Annotated in this window: 21 protein-coding genes; 11 read left to right on the forward strand and 10 right to left on the reverse strand. The window is 66.1% G+C overall.

Annotated elements, in window-relative coordinates; translation table 11 throughout:
- The first annotated feature begins 79 nt into the window (after positions 1-79).
- Complete coding sequence (locus QP512_RS13300) at positions 80-859, forward strand: ferredoxin--NADP reductase (RefSeq protein WP_286069069.1); 780 nt, start codon at positions 80-82, stop codon at positions 857-859.
- Positions 860-953: 94 nt separating this feature from the next.
- On the opposite strand, the gene QP512_RS13305 is transcribed toward QP512_RS13300, so the two are convergent.
- Positions 954-1433: a glutathione peroxidase gene (locus tag QP512_RS13305; RefSeq protein ID WP_286069070.1), complete on the reverse strand. Its 480-nt coding sequence runs from the start codon at positions 1431-1433 to the stop codon at positions 954-956.
- A 130-nt stretch (positions 1434-1563) separates the two neighbouring features.
- Here QP512_RS13305 and QP512_RS13310 point away from each other — a divergent pair, with 130 nt between their 5' ends.
- On the forward strand, positions 1564-3732 hold the full coding sequence (locus tag QP512_RS13310) for a M3 family metallopeptidase (RefSeq protein ID WP_286069072.1): 2169 nt from the start codon (positions 1564-1566) through the stop codon (positions 3730-3732).
- A gap of 130 nt (positions 3733-3862) precedes the next feature.
- On the opposite strand, the gene cfa is transcribed toward QP512_RS13310, so the two are convergent.
- From cfa to QP512_RS13325, 3 genes are read right to left on the reverse strand one after another with little or no spacing between them, the layout of a single operon-like run.
- Entirely contained in the window at positions 3863-4978 is a 1116-nt protein-coding gene (cfa, locus tag QP512_RS13315; RefSeq protein WP_286069073.1) for a cyclopropane fatty acyl phospholipid synthase, read from the reverse strand.
- A gap of 19 nt (positions 4979-4997) precedes the next feature.
- Positions 4998-5879, reverse strand: a complete 882-nt coding sequence (locus tag QP512_RS13320; RefSeq protein WP_286069075.1) for a DUF3298 and DUF4163 domain-containing protein — start codon at positions 5877-5879, stop codon at positions 4998-5000.
- Between the two features lie 37 nt (positions 5880-5916).
- Positions 5917-6219 carry a GNAT family N-acetyltransferase gene (locus QP512_RS13325; RefSeq protein WP_006455911.1) on the reverse strand — a complete coding sequence of 101 codons (303 nt, stop codon included), beginning with the start codon at positions 6217-6219 and terminating at the stop codon, positions 5917-5919.
- A 185-nt stretch (positions 6220-6404) separates the two neighbouring features.
- Here QP512_RS13325 and QP512_RS13330 point away from each other — a divergent pair, with 185 nt between their 5' ends.
- Complete coding sequence (locus QP512_RS13330; protein ID WP_286072079.1) at positions 6405-6590, forward strand: hypothetical protein; 186 nt, start codon at positions 6405-6407, stop codon at positions 6588-6590.
- Positions 6591-6649: 59 nt separating this feature from the next.
- Here QP512_RS13330 and QP512_RS13335 read toward each other — a convergent pair whose 3' ends face one another.
- On the reverse strand, positions 6650-7276 hold the full coding sequence (locus QP512_RS13335; protein WP_010486760.1) for a rhomboid family intramembrane serine protease: 627 nt from the start codon (positions 7274-7276) through the stop codon (positions 6650-6652).
- 7 nt (positions 7277-7283) lie between these two features.
- Positions 7284-8849, reverse strand: a complete 1566-nt coding sequence (locus tag QP512_RS13340) for an oligopeptide:H+ symporter (RefSeq protein WP_286069077.1) — start codon at positions 8847-8849, stop codon at positions 7284-7286.
- Between the two features lie 163 nt (positions 8850-9012).
- Between QP512_RS13340 and QP512_RS13345 the strand changes: the two genes are divergently transcribed.
- Positions 9013-9861: an endonuclease/exonuclease/phosphatase family protein gene (locus QP512_RS13345; protein WP_286069079.1), complete on the forward strand. Its 849-nt coding sequence runs from the start codon at positions 9013-9015 to the stop codon at positions 9859-9861.
- Positions 9862-9990: 129 nt separating this feature from the next.
- On the opposite strand, the gene QP512_RS13350 is transcribed toward QP512_RS13345, so the two are convergent.
- Positions 9991-10602: a superoxide dismutase gene (locus QP512_RS13350; protein ID WP_005410310.1), complete on the reverse strand. Its 612-nt coding sequence runs from the start codon at positions 10600-10602 to the stop codon at positions 9991-9993.
- A gap of 219 nt (positions 10603-10821) precedes the next feature.
- Here QP512_RS13350 and QP512_RS13355 point away from each other — a divergent pair, with 219 nt between their 5' ends.
- A complete protein-coding gene (locus QP512_RS13355) occupies positions 10822-11274 on the forward strand; it encodes a ribonuclease domain-containing protein (protein WP_286069081.1) in 453 nt (150 codons plus the stop codon).
- A complete protein-coding gene (locus QP512_RS13360) occupies positions 11274-11687 on the forward strand; it encodes a barstar family protein (RefSeq protein ID WP_286069082.1) in 414 nt (137 codons plus the stop codon). The genes QP512_RS13355 and QP512_RS13360 overlap by 1 nt, the downstream gene beginning before the upstream one ends.
- Before the next feature lie 185 nt (positions 11688-11872).
- Here the strand turns inward: QP512_RS13360 and QP512_RS13365 are convergent, their stop codons facing one another.
- Positions 11873-13636 carry a hypothetical protein gene (locus QP512_RS13365; protein ID WP_286069083.1) on the reverse strand — a complete coding sequence of 588 codons (1764 nt, stop codon included), beginning with the start codon at positions 13634-13636 and terminating at the stop codon, positions 11873-11875.
- Between the two features lie 10 nt (positions 13637-13646).
- Positions 13647-14246: an NfuA family Fe-S biogenesis protein gene (locus QP512_RS13370; RefSeq protein ID WP_286069085.1), complete on the reverse strand. Its 600-nt coding sequence runs from the start codon at positions 14244-14246 to the stop codon at positions 13647-13649.
- A 90-nt stretch (positions 14247-14336) separates the two neighbouring features.
- Between QP512_RS13370 and QP512_RS13375 the strand changes: the two genes are divergently transcribed.
- The 5 genes from QP512_RS13375 (at position 14337) to QP512_RS13395 (ending at position 17360) form a co-directional block, all read left to right on the forward strand.
- Positions 14337-14687: a 4a-hydroxytetrahydrobiopterin dehydratase gene (locus tag QP512_RS13375; protein ID WP_049429106.1), complete on the forward strand. Its 351-nt coding sequence runs from the start codon at positions 14337-14339 to the stop codon at positions 14685-14687.
- Positions 14684-15100 carry an energy transducer TonB gene (locus QP512_RS13380; protein ID WP_286069088.1) on the forward strand — a complete coding sequence of 139 codons (417 nt, stop codon included), beginning with the start codon at positions 14684-14686 and terminating at the stop codon, positions 15098-15100. Before QP512_RS13375 ends, QP512_RS13380 begins: the two co-directional genes overlap by 4 nt.
- Positions 15101-15198: 98 nt before the next feature.
- Complete coding sequence (gene zupT, locus QP512_RS13385) at positions 15199-16008, forward strand: zinc transporter ZupT (protein WP_286069089.1); 810 nt, start codon at positions 15199-15201, stop codon at positions 16006-16008.
- 201 nt (positions 16009-16209) lie between these two features.
- Positions 16210-16503: a transposase gene (locus QP512_RS13390; RefSeq protein ID WP_286069090.1), complete on the forward strand. Its 294-nt coding sequence runs from the start codon at positions 16210-16212 to the stop codon at positions 16501-16503.
- Positions 16500-17360, forward strand: coding sequence for an IS3 family transposase (locus QP512_RS13395; protein WP_286069091.1), 861 nt, complete (start codon positions 16500-16502; stop codon positions 17358-17360). The genes QP512_RS13390 and QP512_RS13395 overlap by 4 nt, the downstream gene beginning before the upstream one ends.
- A gap of 409 nt (positions 17361-17769) precedes the next feature.
- Here the strand turns inward: QP512_RS13395 and QP512_RS13400 are convergent, their stop codons facing one another.
- Positions 17770-18744, reverse strand: coding sequence for an RluA family pseudouridine synthase (locus QP512_RS13400; protein ID WP_286069092.1), 975 nt, complete (start codon positions 18742-18744; stop codon positions 17770-17772).
- Between the last annotated feature and the right edge of the window lie 212 nt (positions 18745-18956).

Raw genomic sequence — 18956 nt, forward strand, 5'->3', positions numbered from 1 at the left:
GAACGCCTCTCGTTCCGCCTAATGAGAACCTGTCTCATTTGAGATAGAATCCACCCGACGACTTCCGATAGATACGCCCATGTCCTCCGCTTTTGGCGCCGAAACGGTGCTTGAGGTCCGCCACTGGACCGACGCCTACTTCAGTTTCACCACCACCCGCGACAGCGGCTTCCGCTTCGAGAACGGCCAGTTCGTGATGATCGGCCTGGAAACCGAGGCACGCCCGTTGCTGCGTGCGTACTCCATCGCCAGTGCCAACTGGGAAGAGCAGCTGGAATTCTTCAGCATCAAGGTGCAGGACGGCCCGCTGACCTCGCGGCTGCAGCACATCAAGCCGGGCGACAAGGTGCTGGTCGGCAAGAAGCCCACCGGCACCCTGCTGATCAGCGACCTGCACCCCGGCAGGAATCTGTACCTGCTGGGCACCGGCACCGGCCTGGCGCCGTGGCTGTCGGTGATCAAGGACCCGGAAACGTATGAGCGCTTCGAGAAGGTGATCCTCTGCCACGGCGTGCGCTACGAGAAGGACCTGGCCTACCGGGATTACTTCGAGAAGGAACTGCGCGAGCACGAGTTCCTCGGCGACATGATCGGCGACAAGCTGCTGTACTACCCGGCCGTCACCCGCGAGCCGTTCCCCAACCAGGGCCGCCTGACCTCGCTGATGGAAAGTGGCCAGATGCAGCGCACCCTCGGCCTGCCGGAACTGAGCCCGGAAAACGACCGCGCGATGATCTGCGGCAGCCCGCAGATGCTCGCCGACCTGCGTACCGTGCTCGACGCCCGGGGCTTCCAGGTTTCGCCGCGGATCGGCCAGCCGGGCCAATACGTGTTCGAGCGCGCGTTCGTCGAGAAATAAGCCGTTGCGCCTGCAGAGCCGAGCCCACCCTCGGCTCGCGCGCACCGCGCGCCCTCAATGTCGGCCGGACAAGCAGCCGAGCGTGGGCTCGGCTCTACAACAGCGCTTCGATCGCGCCGCGCAGCTGCTCGGGCCGGGTGGTGGGCGCATAACGCGACACCACCTGCCCCTGGCGGTCGACCAGGAACTTGCTGAAATTCCACTTGATGCGGGCACTGCCGAGCAGGCCACGCTTCTCGCGTGACAGCCAGGCCCACAGCGGGTCGGCGCCTTCACCGTTGACCTCGATCTTCTCCGACAGCGGGAAGCTGACCGGGTAGTCCAGCGAACAGAACTGGCGGATCTGCGCGGCGTCACCGGGCTCCTGCGCGCCGAACTGGTTGCACGGGAAGCCGATCACCACCAGGCCACGCTCGCGATACGCCTGCCACAGCTGCTCCAGCCCTGTGTACTGCGGGGTGAAGCCACAGCGGCTGGCGACATTCACCAGCAGCAACGGGTGGCCCTGATAACGGGCCAGCGCCTGCGGCTGGCCGTCGAGGTCACGGAAGCTGAAATCGTAGGCGCTGGTCATGATGGCGGGCCGTGGGCGGTGAATGCATGGTACCCGCGCCCGGCTCCGCCAGCATGCCTTTTGACACAAGTGCGGCCACGACCGGCCGGGTTACCCTCGGGCCCTTGTTTGCCTTACCGGAGTTCCTACCTTGACCACTCGCCTTGCCCTTGCCGTGGCCATGTCCCTCGGCCTTGCCCTGCCCGCCTTCTCGGTCGGCGCCGCCACCCCGGCTGCCAGCACCCATGCCCAGCAGGCCAATCCGTTCTTCGCCGAAAGCCCGCTGCCGCTGCACTTCCCGCAGTTCGACAAGATCAAGGACAGCGACTTCGCCCCGGCCTTCGACGCCGGCATGGCGCAGCAGCTGAAGGAAGTGGAGGCGATCGCCAACAACAAGGCCAAGCCGACCTTCGACAACACCATCATCGCCCTGGAGAAGAGCGGTGACATCCTCGACCGCGCGACCACCGTATTCTTCAGCCTGGTGGGCGCCGATACCAACGACACCCGCAAGAAGCTGCAGGCCGACTACTCGGCCAAGTTCGCCGCGCACAGCGATGCGATCGCGCTGAACGGCAAGCTGTTCGCCCGCATCCAGGCGCTGTACGACACCCGCAGCCAGCTGGGCCTGGACGCCGAAGGCGTGCGCCTGGTCGAGAAGTACTACGACAACTACGTGCGCGCCGGCGCCAAGCTGTCCGACGCCGACAAGGCCAAGCTGAAGGAAATGAACGCCGAGCTGGCCAACCTGGGCACCAAGTTCAGCCAGAACGTGCAGTCGGAAGTGAACGCTTCGGCGATCACCGTCGACGACGTCAAGGAGCTGGACGGGCTGTCCAAGGAGCAGATCGCCGCCGCCGCCGAAGCCGCCAAGGCCCGCGGCCAGGACGGCAAGTACGTGATCGCCCTGCTCAACACCACCGGCCAGCCGCCACTGACCAACCTGGCCAACCGCGCCCTGCGCCAGAAGATCTACGAGGCGTCGGTCAGCCGCGGCAGCCGCGGCGGTGAGTTCGACAACACCGCGCTGGTCTCGCGCATCATGCAGCTGCGCGCCGACAAGGCCAAGCTGATGGGCTTTGCGAACTTCGCCGCCTACAACCTGACCAACCAGACCGCCAAGACCCCCGAAGCAGTCAACGCGATGCTTGGCAAGCTGGCCCCGGCCGCCGTGGCCAACGCCAAGCGCGAAGCCGCCGACCTGCAGGCGATGATCGACCAGGAACAGAAGGCCGCGGGCAAGCCGACGTTCAAGCTGGAACCGTGGGACTGGGCCTTCTACAGCGAGAAGGTGCGCCAGGCCAAGTACAACTTCGACGAGTCGCAGCTGAAGCCGTACTTCGAAATGAAGAACGTGCTCGAGAACGGCGTGTTCTACGCCGCGGGCCAGGAATTCGGCCTGACCTTCAAGCAGCGCACCGACCTGCCGGTCTACCACGATGACGTCACCGTCTACGACGTGTTCGACGCCGACGGCAGCCAGCTGGCGATCTTCATCTTCGACCCGTATGCACGTGCCTCCAAGCGCGGTGGCGCGTGGATGAACTCCTACGTCTCGCAGTCCAAGCTGACCGGCTTCAAGCCGGTGGTCGCCAACCACCTGAACATCCCGAAGCCGCCGGCCGGCCAGCCGACCCTGCTGACCTGGGATGAGGTGAACACCACCTTCCACGAGTTCGGCCACGCCCTGCATGGCATGTTCTCCAACGTGAAGTACCCGTACTTCTCGGGCACCTCGGTGCCGCGTGACTTCGTCGAGTTCCCCTCGCAGGTCAACGAGATGTGGTCGGACAACCCGGTCATCCTGAAGAACTACGCCAAGCACTACCAGAATGGTTCGGCGATGCCGCAGGCACTGCTGGACAAGGTGCTGGCTGCTGCCAAGTTCAACCAGGGCTTCGCCACCACCGAGTACCTGGGTGCAGCCATGCTTGACCAGCGCTGGCACCAGATCGGCGCCGACCAGGTGCCGGCGGCCAAGGACGTGATGGCCTTCGAGCGCGCCGCGCTGGAGAAGGACGGCATCTACTACGCGCCGGTTCCGCCGCGCTACAAGACCCCGTACTTCAGCCACATCATGGGCGGCTACTCGGCCGGCTACTACGCCTACATCTGGTCGGAAGTGCTCGACGCCAACACTCAGAAGTGGTTCAAGGACAACGGCGGCCTGAGCCGCAAGAACGGTGACCACTTCCGTGCCACGCTGCTGTCCAAGGGCGGCAGCGTCGACGCGATGCAGCTGTTCCGCGATTTCGCCGGCCACGAGCCGCAGATCGAGCCGCTGCTGGAAAAGCGTGGCCTGACCGGCGCCGGCAACTGATCGCCTGCACGGTAGCGTGAAACGAAAACCGCCCGGGAGACCGGGCGGTTTTTTGTTGGATGGGGTCAGAGCCCATTTCTACGCAACGGGATCTGCCCCCATCCACGCATGGCGTGGATGCGCTTCCAGATCAACGCGGCGCGACGTACCCGCCCGGCACGCCTTCCGGCGACAGCACCAGCTGCCACAACTGCGCATGCCGGCAACGGAAGGTCGCCATCGATCCAGCCAGGTAGAAGCGCCACATGCGCCGGAAGTGCTCGTCATAACGCGCATCCAGCCGTGGCCATGCCGCTTCCACGTTGCGCCGCCAGGCCTGCAGGGTCAGGTCGTAGTCGGTGCCGAAGTTGTGCCAGTCCTCCAGCACGAAGCGGCCTTCGAACGCCTTGGTGATCTGCACCGCCGACGGCAACATCGAATTGGGGAAAATGTAACGCGCGATCCATGGATCGGTGCGATGACGCGAGATGTTGGTGCCGATGGTGTGCAGCAGCAGCAGGCCACGCGGCGACAGGCAGCGCTTGGCCACCTCGAAGAAGCTGGCGTAGTTCTTGTCGCCGACATGCTCGAACATGCCGATCGAGAAGATCGCGTCGAACGGTTCGTCCAGTTCCCGGTAGTCCTGCAGGCGGATCTCGATCGGCAGCCCGGTACACAGGTTGCGCGCGAACTCTGCCTGCTCCTGCGAAATCGTCACGCCGACGCCGCTGACACCATAGCGCTCAGCGGCAAACTTCAGCGCCTCGCCCCAGCCACAACCGATATCCAGCACACGCTGCCCCGGGCGCAGGCCCAGCTTGCGGCAGACCAGGTCGAGCTTGGCGTCCTGTGCGGCATCAAGATCGTCGGCGTTGCGCCAATAACCGCAGCTGTAGACCAGGCGCTGGCCGAGCATGGCCTGGTACAGGTCATTGCCAAGGTCGTAATGGCGGCGGCCGACTTCATAGCTGCCCTGCCCGGCCTGCAGGTTGAACAGGCGCGCCTTCAGCGCGTCGGCCACTTCGCGCCAACCGTGCACCCGTTCGTCCAGGTGCGCCTGCATCAGGTGGACGAGGAATTCATCCAGGACGTTGGCATCCCACCACCCTTCCATGTAGCTCTCGCCCAGTCCGAGCGAACCATGGCCCATGACCCGCGCGAAGAAGCGCGGGTCATGCACCTGGATGTCCTGTGGCTGGGTACCGCCGATGCGGACCCCGGCTTCCTGCAGCAGGCCGGCGACCCGCTCCTGCAACCCTGTGTCCACGCCACCTCCTCGACTGCGGTCAACCGCGTGCGAACAGCTCCACGTAGTCCTTGGACACGTGCGGCAACAACACCGCGGCCGGAACATCGGCGGTCTGGGTGCCGTCCGAGTATGGACCCACCTGGTAGGGCGGGAACACAAAGCGCAGCGCCGTGATCTGCCCCTTGTCGTCGGTCACCGGCTGGAACTGGCTGAAGTTGTCGGCCTGCGGGCCGGTGCCATCGGCGATCATGCGCGATGCATTGCGCAGTGATTCCTGCAGCTGGGCCGGGTCCATGTCCTCGCCGCTCAGGCGGGTGGCCACGCGTTCGCGCAGCTGGTCGGCAACGAAATCACTGATCGCCTTCCAGCCCTTGGCATCGGCCACCAGCTTGTCGGCGCTGAGCATCTGCTGCTGTGCCGGCAGCCACACGAAACGCGCCACCAGCGGTTCACCGTGAGCGCCACCGGTGTAGCGGCTGCCATCGGCACTGACCACCACCAGCTGCGGCGTTTCCAGCAGCTTCTCGAAGCTCAGCGACAGCTCGTAGGGCATGGTCGGCTTGTCGTTGCCCAGCCCGTCCAGTGCCTGCTGCAGGTCGCTGCGGGCGCTGGTGGCATAGTCCTGCAGCGCGCGTGCCAGGCCCGGGTAGCGGTCGATGCCGGCCGGGTAGCTGATGCCCACCACTTCGCGCTCGTTGTTCTCGATCACGTCGCGCAGGTCCAGCGGCGCCTCCGTGGCCGGCGTTTCGCCTGCAGCGGTGGCCTCGGCGGCGGGGGCCGCATCGGTCGCCGGTGCCGGCTCGCTCTCACGCTGGCAACCGGCCAGCAACAGCACGCCCACCACGCCGGCCAGCACGCTGCCGCGCAATGGCCGGTTGTTTCCAATCTTCATCGGGATCCCCTGTTCATGTTTGTACATCATCGCCTGCCATGGCTGAAGCTTGGCCCGCTGGCATTCAGCCAACGAGCAGGTCGTGGTACTCCTCATGCCGCTGCAGGAAGGCCTCGGCGTAGGAGCACGCCGGCACCACCTTGTACTTCTGCTCACGGGCAAAACGCAGCGCCACACGGGTCAGCTCACCGGCGATGCCCCGGCCGGCGATCGGCTCGGGCACCTCGGTATGCGTGATGACCATGCGCCTGCGTTTGATCTGGTAATCCAGCACCGCCAGCTGTCCGCGCACACGGGCGGTGAAGCGATGGTTGGCCAGGTCGTGTTCGACCTCGTAGGCCAGACCGGGGGGCGTGACCGAAGCCATGGAACTGTCTCCTGCGGCGACTGCGTGGATGGTGCGCAGCCGGGCGCCATGATCGCGTGAAGCCTGAACAGGGGCAAGTCCAGTCCGTTCACGTCAGTTTTCGACCCTCAAGCTGGAGGGCCGGCGGCCGCTATCGCCTGTGGAGGGGTACGGCCAGGCTGGCACGACCCTTGCGACCGTTGATCATGCGCACCACCGCGGAGGCACCGATGCACCCCAGCGACACCCATTCCGATACCGACCGCGCCCTGCTGGAGGGCCTGCTGCAACTGGCGGTGGAAGGGCAGACCGAAGATCAGGATTTCCAGCGCATCGGCGAAGAAGTGTTCGCCCGCCTGCTGGATACCTACGGCCAGCAGGCCCCGGCCTGACCAGCAGCAGGGGCCCTGCCCCCGGGGGCCGGATCCAGCGGATCCGGCCCCAGCCACCCTCAACCGCCGCCGAGGCGGAAGGTCGGATTGGACAGTTCGCGCAGGAAGTGGGTGAAGATGCTCGGCTGCATGGCCAGCATGAAGATCACGCCGAACGCCGCACCGGCCAGGTGCGCGCTGTGGTTGATGCGGTCACCACCGCGCTTGTCCATCCAGATGCTGTAGCCGACGTAGAACGCGGCATAGACAATCGCCGGTGCCGGGATGAAGAACACCAGGATGATCGACCACGGCTTGATCAGGATGAAGGCGAACAGCACCGCCGACACCGCGCCGGAGGCACCGAGGCTGAGGTAGTTCGGGTTCTTCTGGTTCTTCAGGTAGCTGGGCAGGATCGAGACCAGCAGCGCGCCGATGTAGAACGCCGGGTAAGTGAGGTAGCTGCCGGTCAGCTGCACCATCACGCTCTCGATGAATCCCCCGAAGAAGAACAGGGTGATCATGTTGAAGATCAGGTGCGACCAGTCGGCGTGGATGAAGCCATAGGTCACCAGCCGGTCGTACTGGCGGTGACGGTCGATGGCCGGCGGCCACAGGATCAGGCGGTCGGCCAGCTTGCGGTTGTTGAACGCCATCCACGACAGGATGGCGGTGATGGCGATCAACAGCAGGTTGACAGGGGTCATGTCAGGCTCAGGCGCTACGGTAGTTGTCGACCATACGATAGCGTTTCGCGTACCAACCGAAGGCCAACGCCGCGACGAAGGCGAAACCAGCGAAGAAGAACATCAGGAATGCCGCCTCGCTCAGGCCGGTACTGGCGATCTTGTGGGTCACCACGTCATTGCGCACGGCTGCGTTGGACAGCAGCACCCACAGGTTGCCGATGGTGGTGGTCAGGTTCCAGAAGCTCATGACCACGCCCTTCATCGCCTGCGGCGCCTGGCTGTAGGCGAACTCCAGGCCAGTGGCCGAGACCAGCACCTCGCCGAAGGTCAGCAGCGCGTACGGCAGCATCTGCCAGAAGATCGACATGGCGTTGCCGCCGTCCATCACCACCTGGATACCGCCGACCACGATCCAGGCCAGGCCGCTGAAGGCGATACCGGCGGTCATGCGGCGAAGCGCGGTCGGCTCCAAGCCGAAGCGGCGCAGGGCCGGGTACAGCACCAGGTTGTTGAACGGGATCAGGATCATCACCAGCAGCGGGTTCAGCGCCTGCATCTGCGAGGCGGTGAACCAGCTGGGCATCTGCATCTGCTGGCCCTGCAGCACCCAGGTCGAGGCCTTCTGGTCGAACAGCGAGAAGAACGGCGTGGTCAGGGCGAAGATCACCAGCACGCGCAGCACCGAGCGCACGCCCTCGACCGCTTCGGCCGGATGCTGGCCACGGGCACGATCCAGCTGCAGCCAGGTGCCACCGCCGATACCGGCCAGGATCGATACCAGCGCCAGGCACAGGCAGATGACGATGCCCAGCGAGCCGACCAGGCCGAACGAGGCCACTGCCAGCACCAGGCCGAGCGCGGCGATCACCAGACCCGGGCGGCCCTGGCCGGCCACGCGCGCGGTCAGCGCGGTGCGCACCACGTTGGCGAACGAATGCGGATCCTTCGGCGGCAGCGGCACCAGCACATAGCGCTTGCGGCCCAGCCAGAACACGAAGGTGGCGATGAACATCAGGATGCCCGGGATGCCGAACGCCCACTGCGGGCCCCAGTTCTTCAACACCAGCGGGATCAGCAGCGAGGCGAACAGCGAGCCGAAGTTGATGATCCAGTAGAACGCGTCGAAGACGATCTTGGCCAGGTGCTTGTTGCTCTGGTCGAACTGGTCACCCATGAACGAGGCCACCAGCGGCTTGATGCCACCGGCGCCCAGCGCGATCAGGCCCAGGCCGAGGAAGAAACCCTGCCGGCTGTCTTCGAACAGCGCCAGGCACAGGTGGCCGGCGCAGTAGACCAGGCTGAACCAGAGGATGGTGTGGTACTTGCCGAAGAACCTGTCGGCCAGCCAGCCACCGAGCAGCGGGAAGAAATACACGCCGATCATGAAGCTGTGCATGATGTCCTTGGCTTCACCGGCACGGCCTTCCGCAGTGATTTCCTGCAGCAGCAGCGAGGTGATCAGGAACTGCACCAGGATGTTGCGCATTCCGTAGAAACTGAACCGCTCGCAGGCCTCATTGCCGATGATGTACGGGATCTGGCGCGGCATCTTTCCCTGGCCGGCGATGGGGGCAACTGCGTCGTGGCTCATCCTGTAAGGCAATCCTGCAAAGCGAAAGGCGCAAGGTTACCGGAACCCGGGCTTCCGAAGCACGCTGCAGGGCTGCATGACAACGGTGCCAATCCGTGGCAGGCAACGACATGACGTGCCGGAAGTCACGGCACCTCCACGACAAAAGCGTAAACTTATCGTTATGCGCCCCCTCGCCCACGCCCATCTCCTGCTCGGAAGCCTCGTGCTGGTGCTGGCGTTGCACGCGCAGGCCCGGCCGCAGGCACCCGCCAGCGCGACCCGCAGCACCGAACCTCGCCAGCTGACCGTGGCCGCGCTGGAGCTGCCCAGCCGCGATGAGGCGCAATGGAAGCAGCGCCGCGAGCAGGTCGCGCAACTGCTGACCGAACTGCAGCCGGACGTGATCTCGGTGCAGCAGGTGCTGCAGCAGCAGGGACGCAATCCGGCCTGCTGGCTGGCCAGCCGGCTGCGCTACAGCTGCGACTTCGTCACTGCCGACCCGCCCAGCCAGCCGCTGCGGCACGGCAATGCGATGCTGACCCGGCTCCCGGTCAGCGAGGATGGAGTCACCCTGCTGCACCCGCCCGGCACCTTCAGTGCGGCCGGCATGATGCGGCTGAAGCTGGGCGAGGCGCTGGTCAACATCTATGTGGCGCGGCTGCGCCCGGACCCGGACGAAGCCATCGCACGCCAGCACCAGACAAGCGACCTGATGACCTGGATCGGCGCCACTGCCGAAGGCATGCCCAGCCTGATCGCCGGTGATTTCTCCGCCAACACGGTGGAACTGGTGCGCAGCACCCCCGGCTTCCAGCCGGCCCGGCGCAATCCTGGCGGTCGCCCGGAACCGCCTGCCGCCAGCGGCGGTGGCGCCAGTGGTCACGGCCTGGACGTGCTGTTCCAGGTCAAGCACTTCGGCGGCATCCGCCAGCAGCCGATCCTGCTGCCCGCCGACGGCGACCTGCCCGGCCTGCGCCTGGGCGTGATGGCCACCCTGCGCCTGCAGGGTGATACGGCCACGGCCGAATAGCCCCGCCTTCGGTCCCGATGGGTGCCGGCCAGGGTCGGCACCCACCAGAATCGGCCCCGTTCCCCGAACCTGGCAGACAAAAAAGGCCGGAGTCTCCCCCGGCCTTTTCAGTTCATCCAGTGACGCAGATCAGGCGATCGCTTCCTGGTAACGACGCTCGACTTCGTTCCAGTCGATGACGTTGAAGAAGGCGCCGATGTATTCCGGGCGGCGGTTCTGGTACTTCAGGTAATAGGCGTGTTCCCACACGTCCAGGCCGAGGATGGGGGTGTTGCCTTCCATCAGCGGGCTGTCCTGGTTGCCGGTGCTCTCGACCACGACCTTCTTGTCCGGGGTCACGCTCAGCCACGCCCAGCCGCTGCCGAAACGGGTCAGCGCGGCCTTGGTGAAGGCGTCCTTGAACTTGTCGAAGCCGCCCAGGTCCTTGTCGATGGCCTTGGCCACGTCGCCCACCGGGTTGCCGCCCGCGTTCGGCGCCATCACGGTCCAGAACAGCGAGTGGTTGGCATGGCCGCCACCATTGTTGCGCACCGGACCCTGCAGGTTCTCCGGCAGCGACTTGAGCTTCTTCACCAGTTCTTCGACCGGCAGGTCAGCGTACTCGGTGCCTTCCAGCGCTGCGTTGACGTTGTTGATGTAGGTCTGGTGATGCTTGGTGTGATGGATTTCCATCGTCGCCGCATCGATATGCGGTTCCAGCGCGTCGTAGGCGTAGGACAGCTTGGGCAGGGTATAGGCCATGATGCATCTCCTGATTGCGAGGGCACCCGACGGTGTCGGGCGTTGCGCGGTGAATGATGGGGACAGAGCTCCAGATTACCAAGGGGGATGTAAAGGAAATTGCGTCCTGCCAGTGAGCACGACGGCAATTGTTACGCACCGGTGACGCACTGCACTCCTCATGCACCGTGCAGCGCGCAGGCGCTACAGTGCGTGCATCACCCTCGCCTGCCTCCGCCCATGCGCAACCCCCGGCTGCTGATCACCGCCATCGCCCTGCTGGTTCTCGGCCTGGTCGTCAACCATTTCATGCAGCGTCCTCCGGCGCCACAGTTCGCACCGGACCTGCAGGCCACACCGGCCGCGCGTGCGCCGGCCGCTGCCGCTGCAGGCAATGACGGCGGCTTGCCCAGCTTCCTGCCCGCTGAAGCCCGGCAGACCATCGCCCTGATCCAGCGCGGCGGGCCATTCCCGCACCGCCAGGACGGCAGCACCTTCGGCAACCGCGAACAACAGCTGCCACAGCGTCCGCGCGGCTACTACCGCGAATACACCGTGGACACCCCCGGCGCACGCACCCGTGGCACGCGCCGCATCGTCACCGGCGGTGATCCGGCGGAGGCGTGGTACTACACCGACGACCACTATGAATCGTTCCGCAGCTTCACCGTACCGGCCCAGGGAGCGCAGTAGTGAGCCATGACGATTTCGGCCTCGGCCTGCACGACATCAACAACGCTGGCGTCTACGCCATCGACAGCGAGGACATCGGCGCACTGGCCGCCGCGATGCGCGACGCTGGCCTGAAGGTGATCCGCATCGACCTGGAAGGCGTGGCCGATAAGCGTACCCTGCTGGCGCGGCTGGCGGCTCAGCTGGATTTCCCGGCGGGCTTCGGCGGCAACTGGGATGCGCTGTCGGACAACCTGCGCGACCTGCAATGGCTGCCGGCCAACGGCTATGCGCTGTTCCTGGCCGACGTGGATGCACTGCGTGCCGCCACGCAGAAGGACTTCGACACCCTGCTGGACGTGATGGATGAAGCCAGCCGCGACTGGGTGGGCCGCGATGTGCCGTTCTGGGTGTTCCTGTCGCAGAGCGCGTAAGGGCAACGCCCTGGTAGAGGCCGACCCTGGTCGGCGCTTCTGTGCCAACCAAGGTCGGCACCCACCAAAGCACGCCAGCACGCCCCCCACATCCCGCAGTGGGTCCAGCGAAAAGCCTCCTTGTTGTTCAAGGGGGCGCGCCAACGGGGCGGGGATAAGGAAACATGCGTGGACAACGGCAGCCGCTAGCGGCTGCCGTTGTCTTCCTGCAGCTCTTTCTTGAAGGGAATGTCCGGCGGTGGCCGCGCCACGGCCGGCTGGTCCTGCATGTTCGGGTTGCTCAGGCCACAGCCGCCCCCGGCCTGCAGGATGGAGATCACACAGGAGATGCGGGTGTTGGTGCCCGGCAACGGAATCTCCATCGACTTGATGCCCTTGCGCACCCATTCGGCCAACAACGATTCCTGTGGCACCCAGTACTTGTCGAACGAGGTGGGCGTGTAATCGTACGGCGGCCGCTTCAACCAGGTGCCGGACTGCGCGATGCGCTCCTTGCTCCAGCCATCATTGGCGCCACCGGGGGCGCCACGCTCGGCGTGACCGTCACCCTCCTGCCCCGGCACGCGCACGCTGCCATCGGCATTGAACAGGCCATTGCCCTTGCCGGCGGTACTGGCCTGGCTTGCGCCGCTGCTGGCACCGTCGTGGTTGCGGCTCGACGCGCCCCAGTCGTCGCCCTTGGCAGGCGTGGCCCAGTTGCCCGGGTTGGGAGCCGGACGCGCGCCGGCCTGGGCCGGTGTCGCGCTGGAGGCGGATGGCCGTGGCGTACTGCTGCTGGCCTGGCTTGCAGTGCCGGCCGCAGGTGCCGCCATTGCCGCTGGCGCGCTGCCGCTGGAAGCTGAAGGCGCCGCCGCGGGTGCCGACGCAACGTCGCGCTCACGCACCTGCACGTCACGGCCGGCCGGCGCACGCACGGTCGGCTCGCGCCCGGCCACAGCAGCCATCCGTACCTGCGGATCGACCACGGCCTGCACTTCGCGCTCGCGCACCTGCACATCGCGCTGCGGCACACGGACCTGCACATCGGCCGTGCGCACCGGTTGCGATACCACCGGTGCATCGACCGTACTGACTTCGCGCTCCTGTACCTGGATGTCACGCAACGACGGCGCACGCACCGCGACTTCGGGCGTGCGTACCGGAGCCGGGGTGGGTGGCGCCTGCACCGGCTGCACGCTGCGCTCGCGCACCGTCGGCGTGGTGTCGCGCGGCACGATGCTCACCTCCGTGCGCGGCACGCTGACCGGTGGCACCACGAAATCCGTACTGGCCTCGGCTACTTCGGTGGCCTGCACCGGAGACGGTGGCGGTGCCGCGACCGGCGCCGGCTCGGATTCGGCGGGCGGCGGTGGCACGCTGGCCGTTGCAGCCGGAGCAGGTGCGGGCGCAGCTGCCGACGCGGACGCCGGGCGCGGCTCAGGCGCCGTTGCGGCCCCTGCATCCTGGCCAGCCGCAACCTGGCCCGGCGGTGCAGCCGCCGCCGCTTCGGCGCCTGGCTGATCGCCGCCGCCCTCCCGGGTCGCGCGACCGACAAATTCCACCTGCACGCGCTCGCCCTCGGCGCCTTCTTCTTGCGGTGCCGTGGTGCGGATCACTGCTACCCATAGCAGCAGCAGGAAGAACAGCAGATGCAACAGCGCACTGGCCAATGCCGAGATCCAGCGCATCCAGCGCTGGTCGCGCGGTGCAGCATCCCAGTCCTGCCAGAACAGACGACGCAGCGCCTGCCACGGCGACAACCGGGGCAGCTGCCCCGGCGGCCCCGGCAGCGGACGCGGCAGCAGCACCGCGATCAACTCGCTGGCATGCAGCGGCCGCGGCAATGGGCCGAGCGAGCGCAGCCACAGCGCCCACCCGTACGGCAGGCGCGTGGTTTTCTCAAGGACGGCCCCGGGCTGCTGGCGGGCCAGCAGCAGGTCGATGAACTGCTCGGCCCGGGTCAGAGGCACGCGTCAGCGATCAGGCGGCGTTGCCGCGAGGGATATACGGCGCGTGGCCACTGTCGTGGTCGGTCGCGTCGCGCACGGCGGTCACCCCCGGCACGCGGCCCATCAGGGTCTTTTCGATGCCCTGCTTGAGGGTCACGTCGGCCATGCCGCAGCCCTGGCAGCCGCCACCGAAACGCAGCAGCACCACGCCTTCGGCCGAGACTTCCTTCACGGCCACCTTGCCACCATGCGAGGCCAGCTGTGGATTGATTTCGTTTTCCACCACCCAGTGCACGCGCTCGACCAGCGAGGCGGCATCGCCGGGTGCTTCGCCCTTGATGCGCGGCGCCTTGATGGTCAGCTGCTGGGTACCGGCGCTGCCGGCGACGATGTCGATCTCGGCACCGTCGAGCCAGCCGACGCTGCTCGCGTCGACGTAGAGAGTGAAGCCGTCGCAGTCCACCGCCCACTCGTCGCCAAGTAGGTCGGTCGGCTCGGCGAACTCCAGCCGGGCGTCGGCGCGCGGGGTGCCGGGATCGACCGCGCTGAGGCGCACGCCCATGCCGGGCACGCCCTCGCGTTCGATCAGCTTGCGGAAATGGGTCTGGGCAGTGTCGGAGATCTGGATCATCAGGCTATTCTAGCCAAGTAAGCGTCAGCCGCTCATTCGGTTTATACACCGTCCGGCGCATTGTTCAGTCAACACGAGGTGGAGATTCCCATGGCCGACCTGATTCCACTGGCCCAAGCCCGTTGCGTGCCGCGCAAAGGCAGCGACCACAAGCTCGGCGAGGCCCGCCTGGCCGAACTGCTGCCGCAGATTCCCGGCTGGGAGCTGAGCGAGGGCGGGCAGGCCCTGACGCGCACCTTCCGCTTCAAGGATTACTACGCCACCATGGCCTTCGTGAACGCGCTGGCCTGGATTGCCCACCATGAGGACCACCATCCGGACCTGGGCGTGCACTACGACCGCGCCGTCGTGCGCTTTTCCACGCACGACGTGGGCGGCCTGAGCGAGAACGACTTCATCTGCGCTGCAAAGACTTCGGCCCTGACGGAGCAACTGCCATGAACGTACGTTTGCTGAGCCTGTCCCTGATTGCTGCGACCGGCCTGGCCGGCTGTGGCGCGTCCGAGCCCCCCGCACCGCCACCGCCGCCGCCGACCGAAGTGGCCGCGGTGAAGACGCCGCCGCCGCAGTACCCGCTTGAGCTGGCGTGCATGGGTGTTGGCGGCACCAGCACCTTCAAGGTCACCATTGGCACCGACGGCAAGCCGAGCGACGTGGCCCTGTTGACCGGCGCCGGCAACCCGCAGCTGGATGAACTGGCAAAGACCGCCGTGCAGGGCTGGCAGTTCAACGCGGCCACCCGCAACGGGCAGCCGGTGCCGGCCACCATCCAGGTGCCGGTCAGCTTCAACCCGCCGCAGCCGAAGCCGGACCAGTGCTTCGCCATCGAAGAACGCCTGCGCCGCGGCGGCTGATCGCCCGCGCCCCGACGAGGCCAGCCGACGCCCGCCTCACCCTCGCCGCCCCGGCCTTGCCCGGGGCGGTTGTCTATTGACCAGGACCGCGTCGGCACATGCTGCAGATTCCCCCCGAAAACATCTGGATCGCGCTGGCGGTCACCCTTGCGGCCGGCCTCGCCACCGCCATCGGCAGCCTGCTGGTGCTGTTCTCACGGCGCCCCAACCCGCGCCTGCTGGCGTTCGGCCTGGCCTTCGCGGGCGGCGCGATGGTCTATGTGTCGCTGTCGGAAATCCTCAACAAGTCCATCGCATCGTTCGCGCTGGCCTATGGCGAGCGCACCGGCTTCACCTACGGCACGCTGGCGTTCCTGGCCGGCGTGATCGTGATCGTGCTGATCGACCACTTCATTCCCAATCCGCACGACAGCCTGGACAAGCAGGACCCCGCGTTCCGCGAAAACAGCCGCGAGTACCTGAAGCGGGTTGCGCTGCTGACCTCAGTCGCGATCACCGCGCACAATTTCCCGGAAGGGTTGGCAACCTTCTTTGCCACGCTGGAAAGCCCCTCGGTCGGCATGCCACTGGCGTTTGCGATTGCCATCCACAACATTCCCGAGGGCATTGCAATCGCGGTGCCGGTGTACTTCGCCACCCAGAACAAGTTCTATGCGTTCGGCGCCAGCCTGCTGTCCGGTCTGGCTGAGCCGGTGGGGGCCCTGCTGGGCTACTGGCTGTTGGCCGGATCGCTGTCGCACGCTACGTTCGGCTGGGTGTTCGGGCTGATTGCAGGCGTGATGGTGTTTCTTGCGCTGGATGAGCTGCTGCCGGCGGCCAAGCGTTATGCCAAGGGCCACGAAACCGTGTACGGGCTGGTGGCCGGCATGGGCACACTGGCGATCAGCCTTGTGCTGTTCAAGTGGTGAGGGGCTCCTGGCCAACGGGCTGAGCCCCCTCGCTTCTGGCGCATTCCACAGTATTGAGCGGTCACGGGCGGGGTCGGCTTGCAGGGGACGCCGTGAATCCATCCATGGAGGCTTGGCCGCCGCATCCATGCGGCTCACTGATCTGGCCCCCCGTCAGCGGACGCCAAGAAGCGATACTTTGATCGCACTTGGAGGTCCCTTATGTCCCGTCTCACCCGTCGTAGCTACACCGATGAGTTCAAGCACCAAGCCGTGGAGTTGGCCGAGTCGCTCGGGCCTGCCGCAGCGGCCCGTCAGCTAGAGATGTCGGTCAAGACGCTGGCAAATTGGCTTGACGCGGTCCGTGCTGGCCGGTCGTTGACCTCTGAGGCTCGCAGGCCGGCCACCGATCTGGAAAGCGAGATCAGCCGCCTTCGGGCCGAGAACGCCAATCTGAAGATGGAGCGGGAAATCCTAAAAAAAGCGGCGGCGTTCTTTGCCAGAGAGTCCAAGTGAGGTACGCCTTCGTCGCCAGTCAAAGGACTCACTACCCGACTAGGTTGTTGTGTCGGGTTCTTGGAGTTTCTATCTCTGGATTCCATGACTACCTGCGCCGGCAGTGTGCCCAAACGTGCGATGTCGATTCGGCCCTCCGTACCGAGCTTCGGGCCATTCATGTGACCAGCAAGCGCAGTTATGGGCGACGTCGGCTGGTCGAGGCCTTACGAGCCAGGAATCACCCGGTCGGCCACAAGCGCGTGGCACGGCTAATGGCCCAGGAGCGAATCCAGGGCAAGACCAAAGGCCGATCTCGACCCAAGTCCTCCGGCGGCTCATCTCAGCTCGCCCCCAACCTGCTGGATCGGCAATTTGCCCCCGGAACCGGACCGACGGCGTGGGTCGGGGATATCACGTATGTCCCCACCCGTCAGGGATGGCTGCATCTGGCCGTGGTCATCAGCGTCCAGACCCGGCAGGTGCTGGGCTACAGCGTTTCCAAGCGCCTGACTGAAGAGCTGGTGGTGAAAGCATTTGCCAATGCTTGGGCTCTGCATCCACAACGACCCGGCCTGATCTTCCATTCAGATCGTGGTGGGCAGTACTGGGGGAACCAGTTTCGCCAGCTGCTGCAGTCCCATGACGTGGTCCAAAGCATGAGCCGGCCTGGCAATTGCTGGGACAACGCGGTGGCCGAGAGCTTCTTTGCGACGCTCAAGACAGAAGAGGCTGCCGAGCCTTACGCCAGTAGGGAACAAGCCAGCCAATCCATCGCTGCTTACATCCACGGCTTCTATAATCCAGCCCGGCTACACTCGGCGCTGGGCTATCGCTCGCCTAACAACTACGCCCGGCAGCTCCCGGCTGTCGCATGAAACGGCTTCATGGCGTCCGTTTTCAGGGGGCCAGATCAGACACCCCTGCAAGCCGACCCCGCCCGTGCCCCTCATTTTTCCGTGCGTGCCAGCCGCGCAATGAAAGAATGAAAAGCGAAGCCCGCGCTGTGCGCGTGAGTCGAGCGTCGCTCGACTCTACCCGGGCCGCCACGCGGCCCGAGTCTGCTCTTCTTTTGATGTTCCGTGGCTGACGCGAACGCGATCTGTCGAAGGGTGGTCCGGGTGGGATGGCGGGGGTGTCCGCGGCATGGATGCCGCGGCCAAGCCCCCAAGGATGGGTTCACGGCGTCCCCCGCCAACCCATCCGGACCGACCAAAACCGGAATCCCGCTTTGGAGGCGAGCCGCGAGGCGGCTCCGCCCGATGGCCGGTCAGCCCCTCGCAGAGGTTACTTCAGCCGGTCCAGCGCCTCGACCAGCTCATCCGCCAGCGGCGCGTTCAGCACATACGGGCTCTTGCCGTCGTCCAGTGCGAATTCCAGCGACGCCGCGTGCAGGAACAGGCGCTTCAGCCCGATCTGCTCACGAAGCCGCTTGTTGACCGCCGGATCGCCGTACTTGTCGTCACCTGCCACCGGATGCCCCAGATGCTGGGCGTGCACACGGATCTGGTGGGTGCGGCCGGTCTCGATGCGCACTTCGCAGTAGGAATGCCCGCCGCGGCGCTCCAGCACCCGGAAGTGGCTGATCGATTCCTTGCCGATCGCGTTGACCTGCACATGGCGCTCGCCGCCCTGGCGCAGGCCGACATGCAGCGGCGCGTCGACCGTCATCACGCCGTCGGGCATGCGCCCGGCCAGCAGGGTCAGGTAGCGCTTGCGGATGCCGGCACCATGGTCTTCACGCAGCAGGGCCTGCAGTTCGCTCAGCGCCGAGCGCTTCTTGGCCACGATCAGCAGGCCCGAGGTGTCGCGATCCAACCGGTGGACCAGCTCCAGGGTCTGTCCCGGGCGCAGCGCGCGCAGGGTCTCGATGGCGCCGAAGCTGATGCCGCTGCCACCGTGGCTGGCCACGCCGGAGGGTTTGTTCAGCGCCAGCAGGCGGGCATCCTCGAAGACGATGGCCTGCTCCAGGCGGCGCATGAACGCCTCCGGCGGACCGGCCTTGTCTCCCTCCTCGCTGAGACGGACAGGCGGTACGCGCACCTCGTCACCGGCCTCCAGCTTGCGCTCGGCCTTGGCGCGGCCGCCATTCACCCGTACCTGGCCGCTGCGTACCAGCTTGTAGACCAGGCTGCGCGGGGCGCCCTTCAGCTGTCCGAGCAGGAAGTTGTCCAGGCGCTGGCCGGCGCGGTCGGCGGGAACGGTGATCATGCGCACGGAAGGCTTGTCGCCAGCGGCTTTGGTGGGGTCTTGGGCGGTCATCAGGCTGTTTATTCTGTTACACTCGGGGGGCGAGATAAGGGATTGATTTCGTTGGAAGTTACTCAGGGCCAGAAGCCCAGCTTCCGACGAATCCGGCACAGTGCGCGACCACCGCCCGCGGGGCGGCCATGTTAGCGGCTCACCGGCCTTCCCGGCCATCGCCGGATGCCTGACACGCAACCGTGCTGAACATGTCCCGCGTGGCGCTCCAG

This window comes from Stenotrophomonas sp. 57, assembly GCF_030291075.1.
In the GTDB taxonomy this organism is placed as follows: domain Bacteria; phylum Pseudomonadota; class Gammaproteobacteria; order Xanthomonadales; family Xanthomonadaceae; genus Stenotrophomonas.